The organism is Roseateles aquatilis (assembly GCF_002205645.1).
GTDB classification, from domain to species: domain Bacteria; phylum Pseudomonadota; class Gammaproteobacteria; order Burkholderiales; family Burkholderiaceae_C; genus Roseateles; species Roseateles aquatilis.
Genome location: NZ_NIOF01000001.1, coordinates 1 through 25875, shown reverse-complemented (window position 1 = coordinate 25875; position 25875 = coordinate 1). Strand labels below are relative to the sequence as shown.

Here is a 25875-nt window from a genome sequence, read left to right as displayed (position 1 = left end):
GCATGGGCATTGGCGCCCTTGCCTGGCCAGAGATGCCGGGCCGGGCGCGCGATCCAGGCGTCGGCCAGGCGTGCGACCGGGGCGGTCGGCGGAGGCGGCGGAGATAATCGCGGCTTCCTCCTCCAGCTTCCAGCTCCGAGCTTGCTCCCATGACCCAAGACGAATTGAAGACCCTGGTCGGCCAGGCCGCATTGCAGTACGTGACGCCGGACACGGTGGTGGGCGTGGGCACCGGCTCGACGGTGGACAAGTTCATCGACGCGCTGGCCGCCAGCGGGATCCGGATCGCCGGGGCGGTGTCGAGCTCGTCGCGCAGCACCGAGCGGATGAAGGCGCTGGGCATCCCGGTGCTGGACGCGGCCGAGGTCGACGCGCTGCAGGTCTATATCGACGGCGCCGACGAGATCGACGGCCGGGGCTACATGGTCAAGGGCGGCGGCGCCGCGCTGACGCGCGAGAAGATCGTCGCGGACCTGGCCCGGACCTTCGTCTGCATCGCCGACGAGAGCAAGCTGGTCGACGCGCTGGGCAAGTTCCCGCTGCCGGTCGAGGTGATCCCCATGGCCGCCGCGCAGATCGCGCGCCGCTTCCACGCGATGGGCGCCGAGGCGACCTTGCGCGCGGGCTGCGTGACCGACAACGGCTGCCACATCCTGGACGTGAAGGGCCTGCGGATCACCGATCCGGCGGCCTTCGAGGCGGACGTCAACCAATGGCCCGGCGTGGTCACCGTCGGCGTCTTCGCCCGCAACAAGGCCAGCGTCTGCCTGCTGGGGACGGGGCAGGGCGTCAGGACGTTGACGTTCTGAGCGTCGCGTCGCCGGGCAGGCCGTTCCAGGCTTGAATCCCTGGCCAACGAAAAACGGGGCCTCGGCCCCGTCGTCGTTTGAACGCGCATTCGAACGCGCTGCGGCGAGCCCCCCGCCTCAGCGCAGCCGGAACACCGAGATCGCCGTGGCCAGCCGCTGGGACTGGTCCTTCAGGCTCTCCGCTGCGGCGGCGGATTCCTCGACGAGGGCCGCGTTCTGCTGCGTCATCTGGTCGAGCTGACCGACAGCGGCGTTGACCTGGTTGATGCCGTCGCTCTGCTCGCGGGCCGCGGCGCTGATCTCGCCGATGATGTCCGCCACGCGCTGCACGCTGGCAACGATCTCGGTCATCGCGCCGCCGGCGTCCTGCACCAGGCGCGAGCCCGAATCCACGCGCTCGACGCTCGCGCCGATCAGCGTCTTGATCTGCTTGGCCGCCTCGGCGCTGCGCTGCGCCAGCGAGCGCACCTCGCTCGCGACCACCGCGAAGCCGCGGCCCTGCTCGCCGGCGCGGGCGGCCTCGACGGCCGCGTTCAGCGCCAGGATGTTGGTCTGGAAGGCGATGCCGTCGATCACGCCGATGATGTCGGCGATCTTGCGCGAGCTGTTGCTGATCTCGCCCATCGTGCTCACCACCTGGCTCATCACCGAGCCGCCGCGCTGCGCGGTCTCGGCGGCGGAGCTCGACAGCTGGTTGGCCGTCATCGCCGAGTCGGCGGTCTGCCTCACGGTGCCAGTCAGTTGCGTCATCGACGCAGCCACTTCCTGCAGGTTGGAGGCCGTCTGCTCGGTGCGGGCGCTCAGGTCATGGTTGCCGGTGGCGATCTCGGCACTGGCGGTGCCGATGTTCTCGGCCGAGCCGCGCACCTCGCCGATCAACTTGAGCAGTTGCTCCTGCATGCCGCCCAGCGAGCCCAGCAACTTGCCGGTCTCGTCGCCACCGCCCTTGGGGACGTTGCGGCTGAGGTCGAAGTTGGCGATGGCGTCGGCGACGTCGGCCGCGCCCTGCAGCGGACGGGTGATGGACCGCGTCAGCATCACCAGGAACCACAGGCCCAGGGCCAGCGCGACCAGCGAGAACACCAGCAGCGCGGTGCGCGCGCGGGAATTGGTCGTGTCCAGGTGCCGGGCGGCGTCGTCCAGCAGCGTGCGCTTGTGCTGCACGATGGCCTGGATGGCCTCCTGGAACTTGGCGGCGGCGGGCTGGAACTCGCGGTCGAAGACCTCGCGCGCCTTGTCGGCCTCGCCGGCCTTCTTGGCGGCGGAGACGGCGTCGCGCGTGCTCAGGTAACCCTTGCGGGCCTCGCTGAGCGTGTCGAACATCTTGCGTTCCTCGGGCGTGACCATGTAGGTCTCGAGCTTCTTCTGCAGTTCGCCGGACTGCTTGGTCGATTCGGCGGAGACGGCCGCGAAGAATTGCGCCAGGCTGGGGTCCGCGCTGACGGCGATCGCGCTGGTGCGGTTGACGCCGTTGGTGATGTTGCGGTGCCAGTCCGACGCGGTGCGTTCGGCGGCCAGGTCCTGGTTGAGCATGGTGTCCGTCTCGACGGCCACGCGGCCGAGCGCGACATAGCTCAGGCCGGAGCCCACGAACGAGATCAGCAGCACGAGGCCCAGCACCAGACCGAGTCGCTGGCCGATGGAGCGGCCCGCCACGAGATGAATCATGAATGTCCCCAGAGATGTGATGTCCGCGACCTTTGCGGGCGCTTCCGCTCTCTATCGACGGTGGGTGTGAAAACTTAAACGGCGGTCCGCCGGGGCCTCGCACAATGCGGCATCCTTCACGACCGGGTGTGCGCATGTCCGACCAGAACCTCATTCCTGTCACGAACGGCGATGTCGATCGACGCGCCGCCTTCCTGCAGGTGATCGCCCATTACCACGTCAAGCCCGGCCTGGGCGATCAGGTCGCCGCGCTGCTCGCGGAACTGACCACGGCCACGCGGCGGGAGGCGAAGAACCTCGCCTATGCGTTCTATCGCTCGCCGCAGGATCCGGACCGTTTCGTGATCCTGGAGCAGTACACCGATGCGAGCGGGCTCGACGACCACCGCGCCTCCGGGCATTTCCAGCGACTGGGCTTCGGCACGATCATTCCGATGCTGGTCTCGCGCGAGGTGACCAGCTATGTCGTCCACACCGGACCGGATGGCAAGCCGCTGGACGCCGACAAGGTCTGAGGCCGCGGATCCCCGTGTTCATCGGGGTTGTGGGCGGGTTGCAGGCGACAGTTGACGATGCGCAAGGAATCAGCGAATGCGGCTGTTGTGAATCTGCGAGTTTGCAGTTGGGCGGATCTGGCGCTGGCAGAGTGACGGGTCTGCGTGGGCAGGGGCCCGCGGTGGAGCAGTCGATGGACAGGTGTGATCAGGAGCTGACGAGGCGCGAGGTGCGTGAGGCGCGAGACGTGGACACGTCGGAGCGGTTGAAGAGCCTGGAGATGAAATGGGATCTCGTGATTCCCACCCTGGCCACGCGCGCGCAGTTGAAGGAAGAAGTCGGGTCGCTGCGGACGGAACTGAAGGGGGACATCGTTCAAGTCCGACTGGAGCTGAAGGACGAGATCGGCAAGGTCCGCACCGACATGAACCTGGCGATCAACGGTTTGCGCGCCGAGGTGAATCAGGTATTGATCGGTGTGAACAACGAGTTGAAGGGCTTGCGGGAAGGGCAGTCCCGCACCGCGCGTTGGTTGATTGGATTGATGCTCACCTTCTGCACGGTCGGGCTGGCGATCGCGAGTTTCTCGGTGACGCGGGTCGCTCCGGCGCACCTGAGGGTGGCGCTGAGCGAGCCCGCCGATGAGGTCGAGCTGGAGTGACGCGGAGGGTCAGCCTTGGGTTCGCACCGCTCGGGCCCCGAACCTCGCCGGATCCACCGCTTCCGCCAGGCTCGCCTCGACCGGCCAGGGGGCTCCGGTCAATTGCGCGGTGACGAGCTCCGCGCAGAGCGTGGCCCAGGTGAGCCCGCGCGAGGCGAGGGCGCTCACCACCATCAGCCCCGGCTGACGCGGCCAGAACCGCGCCTGCTCCGCGCGTCGCGCGGGCTCCTCGGCGGGGATGGCGCCGACGATCGGCAAGCGATCCGGCGCGAGGCTGCGCCAGCCGACGCGACCCGCGAGCGGGGCGTGATCGGGCAGCGACGCCGAGGGCAGCAACTGCCGCAGCCGCGCCAGGTTCTGCGCCTGATCCGCCTCGCGCAGCGCGCGTTCCATGTCCCCCGCGTCGGCGCTGGCGCCGAAACACAGGCCGCCGTCCGGCAGGCTCAGCGCATACCCGAGACCCGCGACCGGCATCGACAAGGTCGGCGGTGACTGGTCCCTGGAGAGCCAACTGAGCTGACCGCGCTGCGAGACCCAGGGCCAGGCCGGCCCCGCGGTCATGTCGGCGATCACGGCGGCGCTGGTCATGCCCCCGCACACCACGACCGCATCCGCCGATGCGATGACCTCGCCATCGGGCCCCAGCGCCGACCACCGCGAGGTGGCCTTGTCGCGGCGTAGCGTCGAGACCGGCGTGTTCAATCGAAGGTCGAGTGTTCCCATGGCGGCGGTCTCGTCCAGCCATGCCTGAACCAGCGCCGGCGGCGACACCGCGCCGCCTCCGGGAAAGAACCAGGCGGCCCGCGCCAGCGCGACCCCAGCCAGCACGCTGGCCTCCTCGGCGCTCAGGGCCTGGACATAGTCGTCAGGCAGGCCGCATCGGGCCTGCAACGCGCGCATCGCGTCGAGCGCGTCCGACTCGCGCTCCACGCGGAGCAGGCCCCGTTGCAGCCAGGGCAGGGCGGGGGCGACGCGGCGCAGTTCGCGCTCGGTCGCGAGCGCCGCGGCGCGGTTGAAGCGGGCATGGATGCCGTCGTCCGCGTTCAGCGTGCCGTGGAAGAGGCCGCCCGGATTGCCCGAGGCCTGCGCCGCCACGGACGGGCCGGCCTCCAGCACCGTGCATTGCAATCCCGCGCGCGACAGCGCCCGCGCGCAGGCCGCGCCGGCGAGTCCGGCGCCAATGATCAGCGCGGTCCTGGCGTCGGGCGCGATCGGCATGCGGCCCGGTGCCACCGGCACGCGATGCCGCGGCGCGAAGACGGCCGTGGCGATCTGCCACTTGCCGCCGAAGCCGGGCCGTTTCTTCACCGTGAAGCCCGCCGCGGTCAGCCCGTCGCGCACGCTGCGGGCGACGCTCCAGGTGGCCGCCGTGGCGTCGGGCGCGGCGAGGCGGCCGACCTGCCTCAACACGGTCTCGTCCCAGAGCTCCGGGTTCTTCGCGGGCGCGAAACCGTCCAGGTAGAAGGCGTCGGCCTGCGCCACCAGTTCCGGCAGCCAGTCGCGGGCATCGCCGAAGGCCAGCATCAGCCGGACGCGGCCCGCCTCGAAGTCGAGCGTGTGCAGGTTGGGCGTCAGCGTGGGCCAGGCGTCCAGCAACTGGCGGGCGAGCCCGGGCTCGGGCGACGCCGCATGCGCGCGCGCGAGATCGACGCGTGTCAGCGGATGTTTTTCGACGCTGAGGAAGACCAGCCGCTCGCAGCGCCGGGGATCGTCGCGCCAGGCGGCCCAGGTGGCGAGGAAGTTGTTGCCCAGTCCGAAACCGGTTTCCAGCACCACGAAACGCGTGCGGCCCGCCCAGCGTCCCGGCAGGCCGTTGCCGTCCAGGAAGACGTGTCGCGCCTGCGTGAAGGCACCGGACGGCGCGTGATACACGTCGTCGAAATCGGGGGAGTGGGGAGCCGCGGCGCCGGAGAAATCGACGCGGGCTGGAACGATGGGCGCGGTCTTCATGAGCTCATGAGGTGGCCGCGAGTATGCCGCGCCCGGGTCCGGCCCGGAACGCGGCAACGGTCGATCAGGAGTTCGACTTGGGGCGGGTCAGCGCGGCACCGGCCGGGCGGTTGCCCTGGTTGCCATGGCCGCCGCCACCGCGGCGTTCACCTTGACGCTGGCCCTGGCCCTGGCCCTGGCCACCGCCCTGGCCTTGCGCCTGACGTTGGCCCTGGCCTTGCGGCTGGCCGCCCTGGCGTTGACCGCCCTGGGCCTGACGCTGCTGGCCCTGACCCTGGCCGCCGCCTTGCGGACGGCCCTGGCCCTGCGCCTGCGAACGGCCGCCACCGCCACCGCCGCCACCGCGACGACCGCCGCCGCCCGACGGACGCGGCGAGCCCGACGACTTGCCCAGGCCGCCGTTGAGCACCATGCGGCCCAGCACGATCGGCTCGGGCTTGGCGTTGGGATCCGGCTCGAAGCCAGGCACGACCTCGCGCGGGATCTCGCGCTTGATCAGCTTCTGGATGTCGCGCAGGAAGCCTTCCTCGTCGATGCAGACCAGCGACAGCGCCTCGCCTTGCGCGCCGGCACGGCCGGTGCGGCCGATGCGGTGCACGTAGTCTTCGGCGACGTTGGGCAGCTCGTAGTTGACGACGTGCGGCAACTGGTCGATGTCGATGCCGCGCGCGGCGATGTCGGTCGCCACCAGCACTTGCAGGTCGCCGCTCTTGAACTCGGCCAGCGCCTTGGTCCGGGCGCCCTGGCTCTTGTTGCCGTGGATCGCCATCGCGGTGATGCCCTGCTTGTCCAGGAACTCGGCCAGACGGTTGGCGCCGTGCTTCATCCGCGTGAACACCAGCACCTGATGCCAGTCCTGCTCGCGGATCAAGTGGGCCAGCAGGTCCTTCTTCCTGTCGCGGTCGACCGGGTGGATCTTCTGCGCGATGGTGTCGGCCGTCGCGTTGCGGCGGGCGACCTCGATCAGGCCCGGCTTGTCCAGCAGGCGGTCGGCCAGGGCCTTGATGTCGTCGCTGAAGGTGGCCGAGAACAGCAGGCTCTGCTTCTTCTTGGGCAGCAGCGCGAGCACCTTCTTGATGTCGTGGATGAAGCCCATGTCGAGCATGCGGTCGGCTTCGTCCAGCACCAGGATCTGGACCTGCGACAGGTCCAGCGTGCCTTGCTGCGCGTGGTCGAGCAGGCGGCCGGGCGTGGCCACCAGGATGTCGACGCCCTTGCGCAGCTTGTCGATCTGCGGCTGCATGCCGACGCCGCCGAACATGACCATGCTCGTCAGCGGCAGGTACTTGCCGTAGGTGCGCACGCTTTCCTCGACCTGCGCGGCGAGCTCGCGCGTGGGCGTCAACACCAGCGCGCGGATCGCGGTGCGGCCGCGGGCATCGCGGATCGGCTTGCCGGCCGACAGACGCTCGAGGACGGGGAGGGTGAAGCCGGCCGTCTTGCCGGTGCCGGTCTGGGCGCCGGCCATCAGGTCGCCGCCGGACAGGACGGCGGGAATCGCTTGGCTCTGGATGGGGGTGGGGGAGGTGTAACCGGCGTCGGCGATCGCGCGGAGGATAGGCTGGGACAGTCCCAGTGCATCAAAACTCATAGGCCGCTTTGTTCTTTGCTCGAGAGAGCTTTTGTGCAGCACGTCGGTCCGGGGAGGAGCGACGCCAGTCTTCGGCTGCCGTGGGAGCGTGAGCTCAAAAACATGAAAGCCGTGGCAAGACTGAGCCACGGCGATGGGGCGCATTGTAGCCGAGCGGGGTCCGTCGCGCCGTGTCAAGGCCTGCCGCCCATGGAGGCGCGCGCGCAGGAAATCCCAGGCCAGGCGGCGACGCGGCGCCATGCCGATCGCCGTCGCGTGACGCCGTCGGCATGGACCGCGTGAATCGGCCGCGGACAGCTTCGCGCAAGCCGCGCGCAAGGCGCCGATCAGGGTGGATCGGGCAAAAAACGCCTCGTTCGGGGGCGCGACGTGTCAGCGTCCGCAGCCGTGTTTCAGGTCGGTTAAGCGCGGGTAAAAAGCACCGCGAGGCCCGTCCAGATCGAGCTTCCGGCGGGTTTGCGGCGGCATAGTCTTGCGCCAGTGCCCACTTGAAGCAGTTGCCCATGACCGCCCCGTTTCCCGATCCCGCCGCGGGTACCCACCTGCTGCTGCTGGACCCCGACAGCCATGCGCGCCTGCGGTGCGCCGCGCTGCTGCGGGCCTGGGGCTACCGTGTCACCGACAGCAGCGAGCCGGCGCTGCTGGACCGCGTGCCGCTGCTGCCGGTGGACCTGGCGCTGCTCGATCCCAGCGATGCCCGCGAGGCGGGCTGGGGCGCGTTGACCCGGCTGCGGCAGCGATCGCGGCTGCCGGTGATCGTGCTGCTGCAGCAGGACAGCACGCTGGAGCGGGTGCTGGCGCTGGAGCGCGGCGCGGACTCGGTGCTGGGCAAGGACGGCGAGCCGCGCGAGCTGCAGGCCCGCATCCGCGCGCTGCTGCGGCCCCGCGAGGGCGACGCGGCGGAGGTGTTGTTGTTTGGCCGCTTCCGGCTGGAGCCGATGACGCGGCGGTTGACTGGCCCGGGCGGGTTCTGCGTGGTGCTCTCGCAGAGCGAATACAAGCTGCTGCGGGCCTTCCTGGAGCGCCCGCACAGCGTGCTGCAACGCCAGGAGCTGCTGCACCTGGCGCGCGGCGACGGTGTCACGGCGCTGGAGCGCAGCGTGGACCTGATGGTCTCGCGGCTGCGCCAGAAGCTGAACGACGACCCGAGCTCGCCGCTGATACGCACGGTGCGCGGCATCGGGTATCTCTTCGATCCGCCGCTGCGGTAGCCGCGCGCGCGGGCCGTTCGCGACGGCCGGCGCGCGGGTTTGTGTCGATCTGGACACGGCGCCGCTACATCTTCGCCATCAACGGGTTCCCCGATCGGCCGAAACACTGGCCGAGAGGATGCTGCCGCCGTCGCGGTGCGGGCAGGTGTCCATGACCATTCACCGCGTAGGAGTTCCCTGATGAACGTGACCTCATCCTCGGGCGGTGGCTGGCAGCGTGCCGGCCAATGGTTGAACGTCGGCGGCGCCGCCGCCACGACCTCGACCGCCGCCACCGCGAGCACCGGTGGCTCGCAACCCACGGACAGCGCAGACGACGCGCGGGATGGCCGCCCGTCCGGTCCGCCGTCGGGCCCGCCGCCGGAGTTCCTGATGTTCCTGAGCACGCAGCAGTTCGCGTCCAACGGCGCGTCGGACGGGAGCTCTTCGTCGCCGTCGAGCGATGCGACCGGAGCGACCAGCGGCGCGGCGGCGACGTCGTCCACCGCGTCGTCGTCCGACTCGATCTCGCTTCAGGAGGCCGCGAAGAAGCTGTTCGACGCTATCGACACGAACGGCGACGGCAAGCTCGGCAGCGACGAGATCGATGCCTTCAAGCAGGTGCTGGAGGCGGCCAAGGACGGCGCGGGCCCGTCGACGCAGGTCGCGCAGGACGGCCAGCAGGGCCAGCAGGGCCAGCAAGGGCCGGGCGGTCCCGGTGGCGCGGGCGGTGCGCGCGGGCACCACGGGCATCACCACCATCACGGCGGCGGCTCGTCCTCGTCGTCGGGCAGTTCGTCCGGTAGCTCGACGGGCAGCTCGACGATCGGCACCGCGGCCGCCTCGTCCAGCGGCTCCGGCAGCAGCAACGACACGATCGCCGGCGTCGCCGTGCCGGCCTGAGTCCGCGAGTGGCTCGGGCCCTCGGGCCTCAGGGGCAGGCTCAAAGGCCCGTCGCTCCAGGCCCGCGTTCGGGGCACGCGCCCAAGGCCCGCTCGGGCGCGATCAAGCGATCAAGCGATCGAGCGATCGAGCGGTCGGGCGATCGGGCGATCGGGCGTGGCCGGCGTCACTTCGCCGCCACGCTCGCCCATTTCAGCTCGAACCAGTTGTCCGGGCGATGCGCAACGGTGACGTTCGCCCGCGTCGCCCACGGGATCATCTGGCGGTGCAGCGGGATCAGGTGCACCTGCGCGCGGAATGCCTGCAGCGCGCTCTTGATCAGCGCCTGCCGCCTGGCCGGATCGGCCTCCTCGCTGGAGGCGGCGGCCAACTGGTCGAATTGGTCGTCCTTCCAGTTGCCGAAGTTGTACTGGCCCACCGACTTGTCGCCGCGGTTGCGCATCAGCGGCGTCAGCGCCGTCTCGGCGTCGGTGATGCTGCCGCCCCAGCCGTACAGGTAGAGGCTGGTGTCCAGCTTCTCCAGCTTGGGGAACATCAGCACCCGCGGCTGCGCGTTGACGTTGACCTTCACCTTGATCTGCGCCCACATCGAGGCCAGCGCCAGGCAGATGCGCTCGTCGTTGATGTAGCGGTTGTTGGTGCAATCGAGCGTGACCTCGAAGCCGTTGGCATAACCCGCGTCCGCCATCAGCTTGCGCGCCGCGGCCAGGTCGAAGGGCAGCCGCGTTTCCAGCTGCGGATCCCCGAACGCGCCCAGCGGCGACGGCGTCAGCCCGCCCGTGGGCAGGCTCAGGCCGTTCATGAGCTTGGCGCGCAGCGTCTCGATGTCGACCGCCTGGTACAGCGCCTGGCGCACGCGCAGGTCCTTGAACGGGTTCCTGTCGCCGGGCACCTTGCCGTACAGCAGCTTGTCGCGGGCCTGGTCCATGCCGATGAAGACGATGCGGTTCTCCGGCCCTTCCTGCACCTTCACGCCCGGCGTCTGCTTCAGGCGCGGGATGTCCCGCGGCGCCGGGTCCTGCACGAAGTCGATCTCGCCCGAGACCAGCGCGGCCAGCCGCGTCGCGTCGTTGCCGATCGGCGTGTAGACGGCCTCCTGCACGTTGCCCTCGAACTTGCCCCACCACGCCGGGTTGCGCTTGAAGGTGGTCTTGATGCCGGGCTCGCGGCTGACCATGGCGTAGGGGCCCGTGCCGTTCGAGTGGGTCGCGGCGTAGGTCTCCTGCTTGTCCTTGAAGTTCTGCGGCTTGGCGACGTTGTGTGCCTCGCTCCACTTGCGGCTCATGATGAAAAGCAGGTCGATGTGCTGCAGGAAGATCGGATTGACCTTGGCGAGCTGGAACTCGACCGTGTGGTCGTCGATCTTGCGCGGCGTCCCCACCGCCTCGGCGTAGACGCTGATCTGCGAGTTCGGGTCCTTGGCGCGGTTGACCGAGAACACCACGTCGTCGGCGGTGAAGGGCGTCCCGTCCTGGAACTTCACGCCCTGGCGAAGCTTGAAGCGCCACAGCGTCGGCTTGACCTGCGTCCACTCGGTGGCAAGACCCGGCACCAGGGCGAGGTTGCGGTCGCGCGAGACCAGGCGCTCATAGACCTGTCCGTTCATCGCGTTGGTGATGATCTCGTTCTGCGCGTGGGGGTCGGCGGTCTGCATGTCGCCCTGGGTCGACCAGCGCAGCGTCTGCGCTTGGACGCCGGCGGACAGGGCCAGCGCGGCGCACAGCGTCGCGACCAGCGCGGGCGCCGCCGCACCTGCGCGGCGGTGGGAACGGGCGGAGAGGGAGGGGGACGGCATGGTGGACATCTCGGTGGCGGGGCGGGAGAGGCCGGGGGAGGCAGGGGGCGAGGCGATCGAGTTTAGGGGCAGGGGCGGAAGCTGCGACAATGCGCGACTATTGCCCGGGCGACGCTGCGCCCATGCTCGCCACGGCGCCTCTTTCGCAGGCCGCCGACCGGCCCCGGTAACCCACGAAACGCTGAAGAACCATCGCCATGGCTCAATACGTCTTTTCGATGAACCGCGTCAACAAGACGGTTCCTCCCAAACGCCACATCCTCAAGAACATCTCGCTGTCCTTCTTCCCCGGCGCCAAGATCGGCGTGCTGGGCCTGAACGGCTCGGGCAAGTCCACGCTGCTGAAGATCATGGCCGGCGTCGACAAGGAGATCGAGGGCGAGGCCGTGCCGATGCCCGGCATCAAGATCGGCTACCTGGAGCAGGAGCCGCAGCTGAACCCGGACCAGACCGTGCGTGAAGCGGTCGAGGAAGGCATCGGCGGCGTGCTCGCCGCCAAGAAGCGCCTGGACGAGGTCTACGCCGCCTACGCCGAGGAGGACGCCGACTTCGACGCCCTGGCCGCCGAGCAGGGCGAGCTGGAAGCCATCATCGCCGCCGCCGGCTCGGAGAACACCGACCTGCAGCTGGAGCTGGCCGCCGACGCGCTGAACCTGCCGCCCTGGGACGCCAACATCGGCGTGCTGTCCGGCGGCGAGAAGCGCCGCGTCGCGCTGTGCCGCCTGCTGCTGTCCAAGCCCGACATGCTGCTGCTCGACGAACCGACCAACCACCTGGACGCCGAATCGGTCGAGTGGCTGGAGCAGTTCCTGTCGCGTTTCCCCGGCACCGTCGTCGCGATCACCCACGATCGCTACTTCCTGGACAACGCCGCCGAATGGATCCTGGAACTGGACCGCGGCCACGGCATCCCGTGGAAGGGCAATTACTCCGACTGGCTGGACCAGAAGGAACGCCGCCTGGAACAGGAGCAGAAGTCCGAGGACGCGCGCGCCAAGGCGATGAAGGAAGAACTGAAGTGGGTGCGCTCGAACGCGAAGGGCCGTCAGGCCAAGAGCAAGGCGCGTCTGGCCCGCTTCGAGGAACTGAGCGACGTCGAATACCAGAAGCGCAACGAGACCAACGAGATCTTCATCCCCGTGGCCGAGCGCCTGGGCAACGAGGTCATCGAGTTCGAAGGCGTCACCAAGTCCTTCGGTGACCGCGTGCTGATCGACAACCTGTCGTTCAAGGTGCCGCCCGGCGCGATCGTCGGCATCATCGGCCCGAACGGCGCCGGCAAATCGACGCTGTTCCGCATGATCCAGGGCGTCGAGCAGCCGGACAGCGGCACCGTCAAGATCGGCAAGACCGCCAAGCTGGCCTTCGTCGACCAGAGCCGCCAGAGCCTGGACGCCAACAAGACGGTCTGGGAAGACGTCTCCGGCGGTCTGGACAACATCATCGTGGGCAAGTTCGTGATGCCGTCGCGCGCCTACATCGGCCGCTTCAACTTCAAGGGCAACGACCAGCAGAAGATGGTCGGCCAACTGTCCGGCGGCGAGCGCGGCCGCCTGCACCTGGCCAAGACGCTGGCGCAGGGCGGCAACGTGCTGATGCTCGACGAGCCGTCCAACGACCTGGACGTCGAAACCCTGCGCGCGCTGGAAGAGGCGCTGCTGGAGTTCGGCGGCTCGGCGATGGTGATCTCCCACGATCGCTGGTTCCTGGACCGCATTTGCACCCACATCCTGGCGTGCGAGGGCGACTCGCAGTGGTTCTTCTTCGACGGCAACTTCCACGAGTACGAAGCCGACAAGAAGAAGCGCCTGGGCGAGGAAGGCGCGCGTCCCAAGCGCGTGCGCTTCAAGCCCATCGCCTGACGCCCTCCCGGGCTGTCCACCAGGCCGCACCGTCCGGCGCGGCCGAGGAACGACGCGATGGCGGACTCCCCGTCCCCGACACCCCACGAAGCGCCCGCGGCGCGCCAGGCATGGCACGCGCTGTCCCTGGGGCGCTTCGGGCGCTTCGTGCTGGTCGGCGGCGCCGCGACCGCGGTGCATTACCTGGTCGCGCTCCTGCTGCTGCATCTGGCGGGGTGGGGCGCGGTCGCCGCGTCGGCGGGCGGCGCCTTCGTCGGCGCGATCGCCAGCTATGTGCTGAACGCGCGGTTCACCTTCGGCGTGCGCGGCCGGCACGGCCACCATGCGCCGCGCTTCGCGGCGGTCGCCAGCCTGGGCTGGATGTTGAACGCGCTGGGCATGTGGGGCCTGCTGCGGCTGGGGCTGCATCCGTATGTCGCGCAGCCGATCGTCACCGCGCTGGTGCTGCTGTCCAACTTCGGCTTCAACGCGCTGTGGGCGATGCGGCCCGATGACGGACGTTGAGCACCGTCTGGCCAGGTCTCCGAACCTGTCGGGAAAGACCTGACCCGCAACCGGCGCGACACCTTCGTGTCCACGACCGGGGCGCGCGTCAAGTCTCTTCGATTCATTTCAAGTTTCTTTACAGGGCGCCCACGGCCTCCTAACGTCACCCGGCGACGATCTCTTCACCCCCGAACAAACTGGAGTACAGAGATGGTCAAGCGCTTCTCCCACCCCCTGAAGATGCTGGGCATCGCCGCGATGGTGAGCCTGGCCGCGCTGTCCGCCCAGGCCCAATCCGCTCCTGGCGCCGGCATGCCGCCCCCGCCTCCCGGCATGCACGGCATGCACCGCGGTCACGGCCCGATGATGGACGGCCGTCTGCTGAAGGAAGCCGGCGTCTCCGATGCCCAGCGCGCGCAGATCAAGCAGATCTTCGATGCCGCCCGCAATGACCTGAAGGGCCAGCGCGACACGATGCGCCAGCTTCATGAACGCGCCCAGGCGCTGTTCACCGCGCCCAACGTCGACGCCAACGCCGTCGAGCAGGTCCGCCAGCAGATCGCCGCGCAGCGCGACGTGGCCTCCAAGCGCATCAGCCTGGCGATGATCGATGCGTCCCGCGTGCTCAGCCCCGACCAGCGCGTCAAGATCGCGGCGCTGATCAAGCAGCGCCAGGAAAAGATGAAGGACCGCATGAAGCAACGCATGGAGCACCGCAAGGATGCGTCCCAGCATCCGGACAACCCCCTGCCGGCTCCTTTCACCGAACGTTGAGCGGGAAGGCCAGCTATGCTTCAGACTTTCGATGAGTCCGCGGCTCGAACCCTGGCCGATCAGGCCAGGGCGGTGGCTGCTTCGCAACGACCGATGAATCCACGACTGCTCCTGATCGACGACGACGCCCGCCTGACGGCCATGCTGGGCGACTACCTCAGCAGCGCCGGTTTCGACGTCAGCTTCGCCGGCTCGCTCGCGCAGGGCCGCACGGAGCTCGAGGGCGGCCAGTTCGAGCTGCTGGTGCTCGACCTGATGCTGCCCGACGGCGACGGGCTGGAGTTCTGCCGGCAACTGCGCAGCGACAAGCGTTGGCGCCGGCTGCCGGTGCTGATGCTGTCGGCCCGCGGCGAGCCGATGGATCGCATCCTCGGCCTGGAACTGGGTGCCGACGACTACCTGCCCAAACCCTTCGAGCCTCGTGAGCTGCAGGCCCGCGTGAAGGCGCTGCTGCGCCGCACCGAGCCGCAGGCCATGGGCGACGAGGTGCTGCGCTTCGGCCGCCTGGAGATCGACCTGGCCGCGCGCCAGGTGCGTCTGGACGGCAATGCCTGCGACCTGACCAGCCACCAGTTCGACCTGCTGGTCGTGCTGGCGCAGAGCCCGGGCCGCGTGCTGTCGCGCGACCAGATCATGGACGCGCTGAAGGGACATCCGCTGGAAGCCTTCGACCGCTCCATCGACGTGCACATCTCGCGCATCCGGTCGGTCATCGAGGACGACGCCAAGAACCCGCGGCGCGTGCTGACGGTGCGCGGCGCCGGCTACGTGTTCGCTCGCAAGCAGGACGCCGAAGGCTTCGAGTGAATCAGTGAAGTCGCTGTACCTTCGGATCTACATCACCGTCGTGGTGGTGTTGCTGGCGTTCGCGCTCGGCTCGGCGTGGCTCTTCCAGGGCCGCATCGAGCAGGAGCGCGGCACTTTCGAGCAGGCCGCCTCGGAGCGGCTGGTCGCGTTGGCGGTGCTGGTGCAGCGCGCGCTGCCGCCCGCGACCGCCTCCTCCGACGAGCAGGCCGACGCGGTCGAGGACTGGGGCCAGCGGCTGCGCATGGCGCTGGCGCTGGAGGACTCGCGCGGCCGCCGCATCGGCGCGTCGCCGCTGTTCGAGCGCCGCGAGGACCTGCCCGGCACGCGCATCCAGCGCATTCCGCTGGACGACGGCCGGCACCTGCTGTTCCTGCGCCTGGCGCGTCCGCCCGGAGCCTCGGCGCCGGCAGGTCAGGGCGTGGCGATGGAGCCTGGCGGTCGCGCGAGCGGGCCGCGTCGCTTCGGCCCGCGTGATCCGTTCATCGACGGGGCGGGTCCCCCGCCTGTCGCGCGCGAGCGAGTCCAGCGCGAGCCCCGGTCCGAAACCGAATCGATGCGCCAGCGCATGCTGGACCGGCTGGAGCAGCAGCGCCGCGAGGAAGCGGCCAACGGCTCATGGTTCCCCGGCTGGTTCCCGCGCCCGAGCGGCGAGGCGCTGGCGGTGTTGCTGGCCGTGCTCTTCCTGGCGGTCGCCGGGGCGGCCTTCCCGGTCGTGCGCCGGCTGACGCGTCGGCTGGAATCGCTCAAGGCCGGCATGGAGCAGTTCGGCGGCGGCGACCTGAGCTTCCGCGTGCAGGACGCTGGCAAGGACGAGGTCGCGGCGCTGGCCACCAGTTTCAATCGCGCCGCCGAGCAGATCGAGACGCTGCTGCGCTCTCACAAGAGCTTGCTCGCCAACGCCAGCCATGAGCTGCGGTCACCGCTGGCGCGGATGAAGATGGCCTTCGCGATGCTGGACGACGCGTCCCCCGCGCAGCGCGCGCGGTTGGGGCAGGAGATCAACACCAACATCGCCGAACTGGACGCGCTGGTCGAGGAAGTGCTGCTGGCCAGCCGGCTGGAGGGCGGCGCGCAGTCGCTGCGGCGCGAGCCGGTGGACCTGATCGCCATCGCCGCGGAGTCCGCCGCGCAGGCCGGCGCCGAGCTGGAGGTCGAGCCCGGCCTGGAGCAGCTGACGCTGAATGCCGACGACCGGCTGCTGCGCCGTGCGCTGCGCAATCTGCTGGAGAACGCGCGCCGCTACGGCGGCCCGGTGGTGGAGGTGAAGCTGCGCCGTGCCGGCCAGCAGCGCATCGAGATCCAGGTCTGCGACCGCGGCCCGGGCGTGCCCGAGCCGATGCGCGAGCGCATCTTCGAGGCCTTCTTCCGCCTGCCCGGTCACGCGGAAGTGTCGGGCGGGGTGGGGCTGGGCCTGAACCTCGTCAAGCAGATCGCCACCGCCCATCAAGGCACGGTACGCTGCGAGGCGCGGGAAGGCGGCGGCAGCTGCTTCGTCGTCGATCTGCCGCTCGCGACGGCCTGAGGCGAGCGCCCGAGGCGACGGCTTGAGGCGACGGCCCGAGGTAACGGCGCGAGGTGATGGCCTGATCTGACGACTTGGAACAACGGCCGAAAACAACGCGGCCCAAGACAACGACCTGCGACGATGGCAGGAGACGAGGGCCGGTCCGAGCCTCCGGCTGGATCCCGGTCCGATCGAGATCTGACCGGCCGGGCGTCAGCGAGAGGCCGATGCCTCGCGCCTGTGCACCCAGGCCAGCAGCGCCCCCAATCCGATCGCGGCGGCGGCCAATCCGGCGGAGGCCGCGCTCCAGAACCCCATCGCGCCCCGCATGAAGGCCGGCAACGCGATGGCATGGTCGCCGAAGGCCAGCCAGTAGCCGCCACCCAGCCCCAGGCCCCAGATGGCGAAGGCGTAGATCAGCATCGGCGCCGTCGCGATGTGATGCGCGCGCAGCACGAAGGCGGCCACCGTCTGTCCGGCGTCGGCCACGTGGAAGAGCCACAACCAGCCCAGCAGTGGCAGTGCCGCGGCCACGATGGCGGCATTGCTGGTGTAGAGCCCCAGCACCTGCCCGCGCAGGGTGAAGATCAGCGCCCCCATCACGAAGGCGATCGCCAGCGCGATCTCCAGGCCGTGCCAGCCCAGGCGCCGCGCCGCCGCGTGGTCGCGCGCGCCCAGCGCCTGCGCCACCAGCGTGCTGCAGGCGTTGGCCTGCGCCAGCGGCATCATGAACATCATCGCCACCAGATTGGCGGCCAGCTGATGGCCGGCCACCGGCGTCGTGCCCAGCCGCGCGATGAAGATCGCCATGAAGGTGAAGCCCGTCACCTCGATCAGCACCGACGCGCCCATCGGCACACCCAGCTTGGTCAGCCGCAGCAGCGTGTCCTTGCTTGGGCGGTGCAGGCCGGTGCGCGCGAAGCCGAAGTCCGCGTAGAACGGATCGCGGCGCAGCACCAGCAGCGCGATCAGCAACTGGCTCCACATCACGATCGCCGTCGCGATCGCGCAGCCGACCGCGCCCAGCGCCGGCACCTGCAGGGGACCGATCGAGAACCCGCCGATCAGCAACGCGCTCGCCGGAAACTTCAGTGCCAGCCCGCCGATCTGCAGCGCCATCACCGCCTTGGGTCGCGACACCGCCGTGTTGAAGCCGCGATAAGCGGTGAACAGCAGCGCCGCCGGCAGCGCGACGCCCAGCATGCGCAGGTAGTCGCGCACCTTGGCGGCGATCTCCGGATTGACCTGCGAGATCGCCAGGAACGGCTGCGGAAACCACAGCACCAGTTCGCCGAGGACCGTCAGCGCCAGGGCCAGCCACGCGGCCTGATGCAGGCTGTCGCCGGCCTCGGCCATGCGCTTGGCGCCGAACAGCTGGCCGGCCACCGGCGAGATCGCCAGCACCACGCCCATCAGGCCGACGAACACCGACGTGTAGACCGCCGACCCGACCGCCAGCGCCGCCAGGTCGGTCGCCGAATGCCGGGCCACCAGCAGCGTGTCGATCGTCGAGTACGCCAGCACCGCCAACTGGCCGACGAAGACCGGCCAGGCGAGCGGCAGGATCTGGCGCAGGCTCTGCAGGCGCGCGCTCAAGCCGGGTCCTTGCCCGGGCCGGCGGGCGCGGGCGCTCCGGAGGGCACGCCATCACTGGGCGTCGCCGCTGACGGCGCCGTTGTTGCCGCGCCGGACGTCATCCCCGACGCCGCGCCGGACGTCGCGCCGGACGCGCCGGACGTCGTGCCGCGGTTCTCGATCGCCCGTTCCGCATAGCGGTTGAAGCGCCACGCGGTGCCCTCGAGCGTGATGCGGCGCCACGTCTCGCGTTTCTCGCCGGGCGTGAAGACCGGCCAGTTCTGCACCTCGTCGAAACTGCGGCCGCAGCCCTTGCAGAGCTCGTCGCCCTGGCTGGTCGAGCAGATCGCGATGCAGGGCGCGTCGGGCGTCGTGTCGTACCAGGCCAGCCAGGCGTCGCGCGCCGCGTGCGGCATGGTGTCCTCGTCGCAGGTGGTCTCGTGGTGGTGGACCATCAACGCGTAGACCTCCGCCAGCGCATGCAACGGCGGCGTGAGTTCGACGCCGTCGCCGGGCGCGTGCCGGCGCCACCAGTTGATGGCGGATTCGATGTCGGTGATGTGCAGTCCGGCCATGCGGTCAGTAGTCCAGTCCCATCGCGCCACGCACCTCGCGCAGCGTCTTGCGTGCCACGGCACGGGCACGCTCCGTGCCGACCTCGACGATCCAGTGGACCTTCTTCGGATCGGCCAGCAACTCGTCGGCACGGGCGCGCCATGGCGCCTGCTCGTCGTGGATCGCATCGATCAGCGGCTGCTTGCAGTCCAGGCAGCCGATGCCGGCGCTGCGGCAGCCGGACTCGACCCAGGCGCGGGTGTCGCTGTCGGCATAGACCTTGTGCAGCGCCCACACCGGGCAACGCTCGGGCTCGCCCGGATCGCCGCGACGCACGCGCTGAGGGTCGGTCTGCATGCGGCGGACCTTCTCGGCGACCACCTCCGGCGCGTCGCGCATCGCGATCGCGTTGCCGTAGGTCTTGCTCATCTTGCGGCCGTCCAGGCCGGGCAGCCGCGAGGTCTCGGTCAGCAGCGCCTGCGGCTCGGGCAGCAACGGCGCGTACAGGTGATTGAAACGGCGCGCCACCTCGCGCGTGACCTCGACGTGCGGCGCCTGGTCCTCGCCCACCGGCACGAAGGCGGCCTTGTAGATCAGGATGTCCGCCGCCTGCAGCAGCGGGTAGCCGAGGAAGCCGTAGGTCGCGAGCTCGCGGTTCTCCGCCACCATGTCCTTGTAGCTGGGCATGCGCTCCAGCCAGCTCGACGGCGTGCTCATCGCCAGCAGGGTGAACAGCTCGGCGTGTTCCGGCATGCGGCTCTGGATGAACAGCGTCGCCTGCGCCGGATCGATGCCCGCGGCCAGCCAGTCCACGACCATGTCGTAGACGCTTTGCTCCAGGCCCTCGCGGTGCTGGTAATGCGTCGTCAGCGCGTGCCAGTCGGCGACGAAGAAGAAGCAGTCGTACGCCGATTGCAGCCGCACCCAGTTCTTCAGCGCGCCGTGGTAATGGCCGAGGTGCAATGCGCCGGTGGGGCGCATGCCCGACAGCACGCGCTGGCGAGGGGCGGAAGGGGCGAGATCGGTCATGGGCGCGAGGTCCGGGGTATTCCGCGGCGGCGAGGCGGCCGGGTGGTGGCTGGGCGGCGGGAGGGCGATTGTAGGGATCGCCGCGCCGCGCGTCCCGTGCCGTTGGGCCCGGCCGGTGCCTTGGCTATACTGCCGCCCCATGAAGAACATCGTGATCCTGATCTCCGGGCGAGGCTCCAACATGGAAGCCATCGTCAAGGCCTGCGGCGCCGGCGGCTGGCCGGCGCGCATCGCCGCGGTGATCAGCAACCGGCCCGACGCGGCCGGTCTGGCATTCGCCCGCTCGCACGGCATCGCGACCGCCGTCGTCGACCATCAGGCCTTCGGCAAGGGTGATTCGGCGCGTGTCGCGTTCGACGCGGAGCTGCAGCGCGTGATCGACGGCTTCGACCCCGACCTGGTCGTGCTGGCCGGATTCATGCGCATCCTGACGCCGGGCTTCACCGCGCATTACGCGGGCCGCATGCTCAACGTGCACCCGTCGCTGCTGCCGGCCTTCACGGGCCTGCACACGCATCGGCGCGCGATCGAGGCCGGCTGCCGCGTCGCCGGCGCCACCGTCCATTTCGTGACCGCCGAGCTGGACCACGGTCCGATCGTGGCGCAGGCCGTGGTGCCGGTGCTGGATGGGGACGACGAATCAGCGCTCGCGACGCGCATCCTGGCGCTGGAGCACCGCATGTATCCCAGCGTGGTGCGATGGTTCGTGGAGGACAAGCTGGCGGTCGACGGCGCCCGCGTGCGCCATCGCGGCGGCGAGCCGCAGATGTTCAGCTGATCCAGCCGATCCAGAGGGGCTCGCCGATCCAGCGGGGTCGGAGGCTCAGCCCAGCATCCCGGCCAGGAAGTTGATCGTCAGCGCCAGCACGACGGTGTTGAACACGAAGGCCTGCACCGCCTGGACCAGCACCAGGCGGCGGATCGGGCGCGAACTGACCTGCACGTCGGAGGTCTGGGACGTCGCCCCGACCGTGACGGCGAAGTAGACGAAGTCGGTGTAGTCGGGGGCTTCCTCGTCGCCGGGGAATTCCAGCCCATGGGGCGCCTGCGGTCCGCTGTGGAACAGTGCCGCGTAGGCCAGGGCGAACTCCACCGGCAGCAGGAGCCAGGATCCCGTCAGCGTCGCCGACGCCACCAGCAGGTGCGGCCAGGCCGCGACCAGGCCGGCCGTCTTGACCTGCGCCAGCTCCAGCGCGATCGCCGCCATGCTGGCCGCCGCGCCGATCGTCGCCAGCACCAGCACGGTGATGACGCCGTCGGCGAGCGCGCGCGCCTGCTCCTCGACATCCTCGGCGCTGGTGCGGTACATCATCCAGCCCAGCATCAGCAGGTAGCTCCACACGCCGGAGCTCCAGCCCAGCAGCGCGCGGGTGTGCCAGGGGATCTCGACCGGCCAGCAGGTCGCCAGCAGCGCGCCGATCGCGGCGCCGATCAGCAGGCGAGGGCGGCGCTGGATCTGGTGCAGCAGCGGCATGGCGGGCGGCTCAGTCCGGCAGCCGCGCGAAGCGGGGCTGGACGCGGCCGTCGATCTCGACGTTGCCGAAGAACATGTCGTAGGGGCGGACCCACAGTCCGCTGTCGTTGTAGAGCGGCGCGTACAGCACCAGCGGCGCCAGCGTCTCGCTGTGGCGGACGACGCCGCGCACTTCGTACTCGCCGCCCTTGTAGTGGCGGTAGCGTCCCGGTGGCGCCTCGGGCAGCGGGGCGAGCGGATCGCCGGCGCCATGCGCCGTAGGGTCCGTCGCGACGGTCTCGGCGGGCTTCGAATCGTCGGCGGGCGTGACAGCGCTCATGGTCGGTGCGGAGGCGGAGAAAGCGAGGGGGCGGGGGAACCGCGCGGACCCGGGGATAATCCGGGGATGCATCCTAATGCCCTTCTCGAACTCTGCGCCGAACTGGTGGACAGCCTGCTGCTGTTCGACAAGCCAGCCGACTCCCTGGTTTCCGAATTCTTCCGCAACCGCAAGACCCTGGGCCAGCGCGAGCGCCATGCCCTGGCCGAAACCGCCTACACGGTGCTGCGCAAGCGCGCGCTGCTGCAGCATCTGGCCCAGTCCGGCCGTGGGCCGATGTCCCGGCGGCTGGCGATCCTGGCCTGGGCCGGCAGCGATTCCTTCCTGCGCGGTGCGCTGAACGATCAGGAGCTGCACTGGCTCAAGCAGGTCGAGTCCATCGACCGTGCCAAGCTGCCCGCCAAGCTGCGTCACAACCTGCCCGAATGGCTGGTCGAGCCGCTGCAGCAGCGCCTGGGCGACGAGCAGTTCTGGCAATTGGCCGATGCCGTCAACGAGGCCGCGCCGCTGGATCTGCGAGTCAACACGCTGAAGGCCAAGCGCGAGGACGTGCAGGCGGCGCTGGAGGCCAAGGGCTTCAAATCGACACCGACGCCGTATTCGCCGTGGGGCCTGCGTCTGGAAGGCAAGCCGGCGCTGCAGAAGCTGGACGTCTTCACCAGCGGTCAGGTGGAAGTGCAGGACGAGGGCAGTCAGCTGCTGTCGCTGCTCACCGAGGCCAAGCGCGGCGAGATGGTGGTGGACTTCTGCGCCGGCGCGGGCGGCAAGACGCTGGCGCTGGGCGCGGCGATGCGCAACACCGGCCGGCTGTATGCGTTCGACGTGTCCGGGTACCGGCTGGACAAGCTCAAGCCGCGCCTGGCGCGCAGTGGGCTGTCCAACGTCTACCCGGTCCAGATCTCCAATGAGCGCGACGACCGCGTCAAGCGCCTGGTGGGCAAGATCGATCGGGTGCTGGTGGACGCGCCGTGTTCCGGCCTGGGCACGTTGCGCCGCAATCCCGACCTGAAGTGGCGCCAGTCCGCCGCCGGCGTGACGGAACTGCATGACAAGCAGCTCGCGATCCTGAACAGCGCCTCGCGGATGCTGAAGCCGGGCGGTCGCCTGGTCTACGCGACCTGCAGCCTGTTGGACGAGGAGAACGAGGCAGTGGCCCAGGCCTTTGCCGAGGCGCATCCGGACTTCACGCTACTGCCGGCCCAGGACGTTCTGGCGCATGCGCAGGTCGATCCGGCACAGGCCGGTCAACTGACCGAGAACGGCTATCTGCGCCTGTGGCCGCACCGGCATCAGAGCGATGGCTTCTTCGCCGCGGTCTGGGAACGCAAGAAATAAGCTCTTGCGGTGCTGCGGGATTCTCCGGAGAAGGGGATTCTGCTAACGAACTATTGCCCGGGTGGAGCGTCCGTCCCGGGCTTGTTCGGGCGAAAGCCCCATGGAATCGAGGGGAAATCAGGCGCCCAATCAATCACGCCGTCAGGGGGTTCCGGTCCGGAACCGTCAAAAGACCGTCATCTTTGCGACCTTGATCGTGGGCGAAATCTAGAGTGCCTCGCCTACAATCGAGCCTTCCTGTGGACAACTGGCTCCTCGCGAGCAGGGTTAGGACCTAATGAACGTTTTGATGACTGTGCACGACGCCATCCTGAGCTGGCTGATCGACGGCCTGACCGGCGCGAGCTGGTGGCAGGTGCTGGTTTACACGCTGGTGGTGACGCACATCACGATCGCCGCGGTGACAATCTTCCTGCACCGTGCCCAGGCGCACCGCGCGGTGGATCTGGGACCGATCCCGTCGCATTTCTTCCGCTTCTGGCTGTGGCTGACCACCGGCATGGTCACGCGCGAGTGGGTCGCCATCCACCGCAAGCACCACGCCAAGTGCGAGACCGAGGAAGACCCCCACAGCCCGATCACCCGTGGCATCAAGACCGTCCTGACCCGTGGTGCCGAGCTCTATCGCACCGAGGCGAAGAACGAGGAAACCATCAAGAAGTTCAGCCACGGCGTGCCGGACGACTGGATGGAGCGCAACGTGTACTCCCGCCGTTCGGTGTGGGGCATCGTGTTGATGATGATCATCAACGTGTCGCTGTTCGGCATCATCGGTATCTCGGTCTGGGCGGTGCAGATGGCCTGGATCCCGATCTGGGCCGCGGGCGTGATCAACGGCGTCGGCCATTACTGGGGCTACCGCAACTTCGAGGCGCAGGACGCGTCGACCAACGTGTCGCCCTGGGGTCTGATCATCGGCGGCGAGGAGCTGCACAACAACCACCACACCTACCCGACGTCGGCCAAGTTCTCGGTGAAGCCCTTCGAGTTCGACATCGGCTGGGGCTACATCCGCGCGATGGAGATGATCGGCTGGGCCAAGGTCCGCAAGACCGCGCCGCAGATGCGCACTGGCGAAATCAAGGCGGTGGCCGACAAGGACACGCTGGAGGCCATCATCGCCAACCGCTATGAAGTGATGGCGCGTTACGCCCGTGGGCTGCGTGGCGCCTGCAAGGCGGAGCTGGCTCATCTGAAGGCGGCTGGCGAGGAGCACAGCGTCAAGTTCCACCAGTTCAAGATGGCCAAGCGTTGGCTGCATCGTGATGCCGAGAAGATCCCGGCGGCGTTCCAGGCTCAACTGGAAGGCGCCCGTGCCGCGAGCCCGGTGCTGGACAAGCTGGTGACGATGCGCGAAGAGCTGCGTCAGCTGTGGACGCGCACGAACGTGTCGGCTGAGCAGCTGGTGCACGATCTGCAAGCTTGGTGCCGCAAGGCCGAGGAAAGCGGCATCGCCGAATTGAAGTCGTTCGCGATGGGCCTGCGCGCCGTGCGTGCCTGATCCGCTGCCGGGGCTTGGAGGTCGTCCAGAGTGATGGCCGACACCGAGCACCTGATGAACGAATGCAAAGGGCGCCCACATCGGGCGCCTTTTTTCATTGGAGCGCCCATAATTTGTCGGAATCGTCACACAAGGAGACTGACATGACTGCCTCGAAATTGCTGATCCGCGGCATGGGCGCCGGGCTGGTGGCGCTGTCGCTGAGCGCGCTGGCGGCTGCCGCGCACGCGCAGGCCGAGGTCAAGTTCACCAAGCCGGAGAACTTCAGCGACATCGGTGAAAACAGCCGCGATCGAGACACCGCGATGAAGCAGCTGGCCGATCACATCGAGGCCTTGGCTGCGCGCCAACTGCCTGGCAAGCAGCTGAAGGTGGAGTTCACCGATGTGGACCTGGCCGGCGAGATCGAGCCGCGCGGCGGGAACATGGACCGCGTGCGGGTGCTGCGCTCGGCGACGATCCCGCGTCTCGAGTTCAACTACACGTTGAGCGAGAACGGCAAGGAGCTCAAGTCCGGCAAGGCCGTGCTGCGCGATCTGAACTACCAGATGTCCGCCAATCGCTATTTCGATACCGAGCCGATGCGCTACGAGAAGAAGCTGCTGGACGACTGGGTCGAGAAGGATTTGGTGGGCAAGGATCGTGTCGCGGCCAAGCCTTGATGGCGGCTGCATTCGATCGGTCGGCACGGGTCATGTGAAGAAGGTGCCGACCTGAAAAAAAGAAAACCCGCCGAGAGGCGGGTTTTCTTTTGACAAGGAGGGCAGGGCTTTGGCCCCGCGCACCGGCTGAATTACTTCAGCTTGGTTTCCTTGTACAGCACGTGCTTACGTGCCTTGGGGTCGAACTTCATGAATTCCAGCTTTTGGGGCGTGGTCTTCTTGTTCTTGTTCGTGGTGTAGAAATGACCGGTGCCGGCAGTGGATTCCAGCTTGATCTTCTCGCGTCCGCCTTTGGATGCCATGGTGTCGCTCCTGATTCAGTGATTAGGCTTGACCGCGAGCACGCAGGTCGGCCAGCACGGCCTCGATGCCGTTCTTGTCGATCAGGCGCAGGGCTGCGTTGCTGATGCGCAGACGGACCCAGCGGTTTTCGCTCTCGACCCAGAAACGGCGGTATTGCAGGTTCGGCAGGAACCGGCGCTTGGTTTTGTTGTTGGCGTGGGAAACATTGTTTCCGACCATGGGCTTCTTGCCCGTGACTTCGCAGACGCGTGCCATGAGGACACTCCGATACTTGTCATCCAGCGACCTTCCATCGATCCGGCCTGATTGCCGGTCCGCGGAAGGCGGCCTCACCTCGCCAATAGGGTGGCGGTAACCCATCTTTCCCCGACCGAAGCCCTTCACAGGGTGTCGTTCGGAAAAACGGAGACTGTAGCACAAACAGCAGGGCCCGCGCAAAGGCGGGCCCGTCATGGCATCGGCGTCCCCGCGCATCGCCCGGAGGCGGGGCGGTCGCGGGCCGCGTCGCTCAGGCGCTTTCCTGCTCCAGGAAGCGCTGCGCGTCCAGGGCGGCCATGCAGCCGGTGCCCGCGCTGGTGATGGCCTGGCGATAGACGTGGTCCTGCACGTCGCCGGCCGCGAAGACAC

At 68.9% G+C, this 25875-nt stretch carries 24 protein-coding genes and 1 pseudogene; 14 read left to right on the top strand and 11 right to left on the bottom strand.

All coding sequences use genetic code 11. The features are described 5' to 3' along the window. The first annotated feature begins 149 nt into the window (after nucleotides 1-149). Nucleotides 150-809, top strand: coding sequence for a ribose-5-phosphate isomerase RpiA (rpiA, locus tag CDN99_RS00125; protein ID WP_088382105.1), 660 nt, complete (start codon nucleotides 150-152; stop codon nucleotides 807-809). Nucleotides 810-926: 117 nt separating this feature from the next. Here rpiA and CDN99_RS00120 read toward each other — a convergent pair whose 3' ends face one another. Continuing rightward, nucleotides 927-2477 carry a methyl-accepting chemotaxis protein gene (locus CDN99_RS00120; RefSeq protein WP_088382104.1) on the bottom strand — a complete coding sequence of 517 codons (1551 nt, stop codon included), beginning with the start codon at nucleotides 2475-2477 and terminating at the stop codon, nucleotides 927-929. 134 nt (nucleotides 2478-2611) lie between these two features. On the opposite strand from CDN99_RS00120, the gene CDN99_RS00115 reads away from it, so the two are divergent. Beyond that, nucleotides 2612-2992 carry a putative quinol monooxygenase gene (locus CDN99_RS00115; RefSeq protein WP_088382103.1) on the top strand — a complete coding sequence of 127 codons (381 nt, stop codon included), beginning with the start codon at nucleotides 2612-2614 and terminating at the stop codon, nucleotides 2990-2992. Between the two features lie 161 nt (nucleotides 2993-3153). Then, nucleotides 3154-3633 carry a hypothetical protein gene (locus CDN99_RS00110; RefSeq protein ID WP_141100572.1) on the top strand — a complete coding sequence of 160 codons (480 nt, stop codon included), beginning with the start codon at nucleotides 3154-3156 and terminating at the stop codon, nucleotides 3631-3633. A 9-nt stretch (nucleotides 3634-3642) separates the two neighbouring features. On the opposite strand, the gene mnmC is transcribed toward CDN99_RS00110, so the two are convergent. Both mnmC and CDN99_RS00100 read right to left on the bottom strand, forming a co-directional pair. Next, the gene (gene mnmC, locus CDN99_RS00105) at nucleotides 3643-5583 is read right to left on the bottom strand and encodes a bifunctional tRNA (5-methylaminomethyl-2-thiouridine)(34)-methyltransferase MnmC2/FAD-dependent 5-carboxymethylaminomethyl-2-thiouridine(34) oxidoreductase MnmC1 (RefSeq protein ID WP_088382101.1); all 1941 of its coding nucleotides are present in this window, start codon (nucleotides 5581-5583) and stop codon (nucleotides 3643-3645) included. A 64-nt stretch (nucleotides 5584-5647) separates the two neighbouring features. Then, nucleotides 5648-7174, bottom strand: coding sequence for a DEAD/DEAH box helicase (locus CDN99_RS00100; RefSeq protein WP_088382100.1), 1527 nt, complete (start codon nucleotides 7172-7174; stop codon nucleotides 5648-5650). Nucleotides 7175-7677: 503 nt separating this feature from the next. On the opposite strand from CDN99_RS00100, the gene CDN99_RS00095 reads away from it, so the two are divergent. Together CDN99_RS00095 and CDN99_RS00090 are read left to right on the top strand one after the other, a co-directional pair. Further along, nucleotides 7678-8385 carry a winged helix-turn-helix domain-containing protein gene (locus CDN99_RS00095; RefSeq protein WP_088382099.1) on the top strand — a complete coding sequence of 236 codons (708 nt, stop codon included), beginning with the start codon at nucleotides 7678-7680 and terminating at the stop codon, nucleotides 8383-8385. A 180-nt stretch (nucleotides 8386-8565) separates the two neighbouring features. After that, nucleotides 8566-9267 carry a hypothetical protein gene (locus CDN99_RS00090; RefSeq protein WP_088382098.1) on the top strand — a complete coding sequence of 234 codons (702 nt, stop codon included), beginning with the start codon at nucleotides 8566-8568 and terminating at the stop codon, nucleotides 9265-9267. Between the two features lie 166 nt (nucleotides 9268-9433). Here CDN99_RS00090 and CDN99_RS00085 read toward each other — a convergent pair whose 3' ends face one another. Then, complete coding sequence (locus CDN99_RS00085) at nucleotides 9434-11062, bottom strand: ABC transporter substrate-binding protein (RefSeq protein WP_088383234.1); 1629 nt, start codon at nucleotides 11060-11062, stop codon at nucleotides 9434-9436. Nucleotides 11063-11259: 197 nt separating this feature from the next. Between CDN99_RS00085 and ettA the strand changes: the two genes are divergently transcribed. The 5 genes from ettA to CDN99_RS00060 all read left to right on the top strand — a co-directional run bounded on the left by ettA (nucleotide 11260) and on the right by CDN99_RS00060 (nucleotide 16513). After that, nucleotides 11260-12924, top strand: coding sequence for an energy-dependent translational throttle protein EttA (gene ettA, locus CDN99_RS00080; protein WP_088382097.1), 1665 nt, complete (start codon nucleotides 11260-11262; stop codon nucleotides 12922-12924). Nucleotides 12925-12981: 57 nt separating this feature from the next. Further along, entirely contained in the window at nucleotides 12982-13428 is a 447-nt protein-coding gene (locus CDN99_RS00075) for a GtrA family protein (RefSeq protein ID WP_088382096.1), read from the top strand. Between the two features lie 192 nt (nucleotides 13429-13620). After that, complete coding sequence (locus CDN99_RS00070; RefSeq protein ID WP_088382095.1) at nucleotides 13621-14184, top strand: Spy/CpxP family protein refolding chaperone; 564 nt, start codon at nucleotides 13621-13623, stop codon at nucleotides 14182-14184. Between the two features lie 93 nt (nucleotides 14185-14277). Continuing rightward, nucleotides 14278-14991: a response regulator gene (locus CDN99_RS00065; RefSeq protein WP_088382094.1), complete on the top strand. Its 714-nt coding sequence runs from the start codon at nucleotides 14278-14280 to the stop codon at nucleotides 14989-14991. 4 nt (nucleotides 14992-14995) lie between these two features. Continuing rightward, nucleotides 14996-16513 carry a sensor histidine kinase gene (locus tag CDN99_RS00060; protein ID WP_169727024.1) on the top strand — a complete coding sequence of 506 codons (1518 nt, stop codon included), beginning with the start codon at nucleotides 14996-14998 and terminating at the stop codon, nucleotides 16511-16513. 195 nt (nucleotides 16514-16708) lie between these two features. Here the strand turns inward: CDN99_RS00060 and CDN99_RS00055 are convergent, their stop codons facing one another. The 3 genes and pseudogenes from CDN99_RS00055 to trpS all read right to left on the bottom strand — a co-directional run bounded on the left by CDN99_RS00055 (nucleotide 16709) and on the right by trpS (nucleotide 19654). Then, on the bottom strand, nucleotides 16709-18091 hold the full coding sequence (locus CDN99_RS00055; protein ID WP_238139292.1) for an MATE family efflux transporter: 1383 nt from the start codon (nucleotides 18089-18091) through the stop codon (nucleotides 16709-16711). Between the two features lie 155 nt (nucleotides 18092-18246). Then, nucleotides 18247-18645, bottom strand: a pseudogene (locus CDN99_RS00050) (DUF3717 domain-containing protein); the annotation flags it as partial. A gap of 4 nt (nucleotides 18646-18649) precedes the next feature. Further along, nucleotides 18650-19654: a tryptophan--tRNA ligase gene (gene trpS / locus CDN99_RS00045; RefSeq protein WP_088382092.1), complete on the bottom strand. Its 1005-nt coding sequence runs from the start codon at nucleotides 19652-19654 to the stop codon at nucleotides 18650-18652. Nucleotides 19655-19793: 139 nt separating this feature from the next. Between trpS and purN the strand changes: the two genes are divergently transcribed. Further along, nucleotides 19794-20432 (top strand): phosphoribosylglycinamide formyltransferase, encoded by a 639-nt coding sequence (purN, locus tag CDN99_RS00040; RefSeq protein ID WP_088382091.1) that lies wholly within the window; start codon nucleotides 19794-19796, stop codon nucleotides 20430-20432. Between the two features lie 45 nt (nucleotides 20433-20477). Here purN and CDN99_RS00035 read toward each other — a convergent pair whose 3' ends face one another. Both CDN99_RS00035 and CDN99_RS00030 read right to left on the bottom strand, forming a co-directional pair. Continuing rightward, on the bottom strand, nucleotides 20478-21128 hold the full coding sequence (locus CDN99_RS00035; RefSeq protein WP_088382090.1) for a DUF1345 domain-containing protein: 651 nt from the start codon (nucleotides 21126-21128) through the stop codon (nucleotides 20478-20480). 10 nt (nucleotides 21129-21138) lie between these two features. Further along, a complete protein-coding gene (locus CDN99_RS00030; RefSeq protein WP_238139365.1) occupies nucleotides 21139-21354 on the bottom strand; it encodes a DUF1653 domain-containing protein in 216 nt (71 codons plus the stop codon). Nucleotides 21355-21513: 159 nt separating this feature from the next. On the opposite strand from CDN99_RS00030, the gene CDN99_RS00025 reads away from it, so the two are divergent. From CDN99_RS00025 to CDN99_RS00015, 3 genes are all read left to right on the top strand, one after another. Then, nucleotides 21514-22782 carry an RsmB/NOP family class I SAM-dependent RNA methyltransferase gene (locus CDN99_RS00025; protein ID WP_088382088.1) on the top strand — a complete coding sequence of 423 codons (1269 nt, stop codon included), beginning with the start codon at nucleotides 21514-21516 and terminating at the stop codon, nucleotides 22780-22782. Between the two features lie 289 nt (nucleotides 22783-23071). Further along, nucleotides 23072-24283: a DesA family fatty acid desaturase gene (locus tag CDN99_RS00020; protein ID WP_238139291.1), complete on the top strand. Its 1212-nt coding sequence runs from the start codon at nucleotides 23072-23074 to the stop codon at nucleotides 24281-24283. A 143-nt stretch (nucleotides 24284-24426) separates the two neighbouring features. Then, nucleotides 24427-24945 carry a DUF3016 domain-containing protein gene (locus CDN99_RS00015; protein WP_158218712.1) on the top strand — a complete coding sequence of 173 codons (519 nt, stop codon included), beginning with the start codon at nucleotides 24427-24429 and terminating at the stop codon, nucleotides 24943-24945. 131 nt (nucleotides 24946-25076) lie between these two features. Here CDN99_RS00015 and rpmG read toward each other — a convergent pair whose 3' ends face one another. Then, nucleotides 25077-25247 (bottom strand): 50S ribosomal protein L33, encoded by a 171-nt coding sequence (gene rpmG / locus CDN99_RS00010; protein ID WP_067273562.1) that lies wholly within the window; start codon nucleotides 25245-25247, stop codon nucleotides 25077-25079. 22 nt (nucleotides 25248-25269) lie between these two features. After that, the gene (rpmB, locus tag CDN99_RS00005) at nucleotides 25270-25503 is read right to left on the bottom strand and encodes a 50S ribosomal protein L28 (RefSeq protein ID WP_088382085.1); all 234 of its coding nucleotides are present in this window, start codon (nucleotides 25501-25503) and stop codon (nucleotides 25270-25272) included. Between the last annotated feature and the right edge of the window lie 372 nt (nucleotides 25504-25875).

Excerpts from the sequence above, each read along its gene's own strand:
- rpmG (WP_067273562.1), bottom strand. The coding sequence starts at position 25,247 with ATGGCATCCAAAGGCGGACGCGAGAAGATCAAGCTGGAATCCACTGCC.
- CDN99_RS00090 (WP_088382098.1), top strand. The coding sequence starts at position 8,566 with ATGAACGTGACCTCATCCTCGGGCGGTGGCTGGCAGCGTGCCGGCCAA.
- CDN99_RS00035 (WP_088382090.1), bottom strand. The coding sequence starts at position 21,128 with ATGCCGCTGCTGCACCAGATCCAGCGCCGCCCTCGCCTGCTGATCGGC.
- ettA (WP_088382097.1), top strand. The coding sequence starts at position 11,260 with ATGGCTCAATACGTCTTTTCGATGAACCGCGTCAACAAGACGGTTCCT.
- rpmB (WP_088382085.1), bottom strand. The coding sequence starts at position 25,503 with ATGGCACGCGTCTGCGAAGTCACGGGCAAGAAGCCCATGGTCGGAAAC.
- CDN99_RS00020 (WP_238139291.1), top strand. The coding sequence starts at position 23,072 with ATGACTGTGCACGACGCCATCCTGAGCTGGCTGATCGACGGCCTGACC.
- trpS (WP_088382092.1), bottom strand. The coding sequence starts at position 19,654 with ATGACCGATCTCGCCCCTTCCGCCCCTCGCCAGCGCGTGCTGTCGGGC.
- CDN99_RS00025 (WP_088382088.1), top strand. The coding sequence starts at position 21,514 with ATGCATCCTAATGCCCTTCTCGAACTCTGCGCCGAACTGGTGGACAGC.
- CDN99_RS00095 (WP_088382099.1), top strand. The coding sequence starts at position 7,678 with ATGACCGCCCCGTTTCCCGATCCCGCCGCGGGTACCCACCTGCTGCTG.
- CDN99_RS00085 (WP_088383234.1), bottom strand. The coding sequence starts at position 11,062 with ATGCCGTCCCCCTCCCTCTCCGCCCGTTCCCACCGCCGCGCAGGTGCG.
- CDN99_RS00100 (WP_088382100.1), bottom strand. The coding sequence starts at position 7,174 with ATGAGTTTTGATGCACTGGGACTGTCCCAGCCTATCCTCCGCGCGATC.
- CDN99_RS00070 (WP_088382095.1), top strand. The coding sequence starts at position 13,621 with ATGGTCAAGCGCTTCTCCCACCCCCTGAAGATGCTGGGCATCGCCGCG.
- CDN99_RS00115 (WP_088382103.1), top strand. The coding sequence starts at position 2,612 with ATGTCCGACCAGAACCTCATTCCTGTCACGAACGGCGATGTCGATCGA.
- CDN99_RS00120 (WP_088382104.1), bottom strand. The coding sequence starts at position 2,477 with ATGATTCATCTCGTGGCGGGCCGCTCCATCGGCCAGCGACTCGGTCTG.
- purN (WP_088382091.1), top strand. The coding sequence starts at position 19,794 with ATGAAGAACATCGTGATCCTGATCTCCGGGCGAGGCTCCAACATGGAA.
- mnmC (WP_088382101.1), bottom strand. The coding sequence starts at position 5,583 with ATGAAGACCGCGCCCATCGTTCCAGCCCGCGTCGATTTCTCCGGCGCC.
- CDN99_RS00015 (WP_158218712.1), top strand. The coding sequence starts at position 24,427 with ATGACTGCCTCGAAATTGCTGATCCGCGGCATGGGCGCCGGGCTGGTG.
- rpiA (WP_088382105.1), top strand. The coding sequence starts at position 150 with ATGACCCAAGACGAATTGAAGACCCTGGTCGGCCAGGCCGCATTGCAG.
- CDN99_RS00075 (WP_088382096.1), top strand. The coding sequence starts at position 12,982 with ATGGCGGACTCCCCGTCCCCGACACCCCACGAAGCGCCCGCGGCGCGC.
- CDN99_RS00065 (WP_088382094.1), top strand. The coding sequence starts at position 14,278 with ATGAATCCACGACTGCTCCTGATCGACGACGACGCCCGCCTGACGGCC.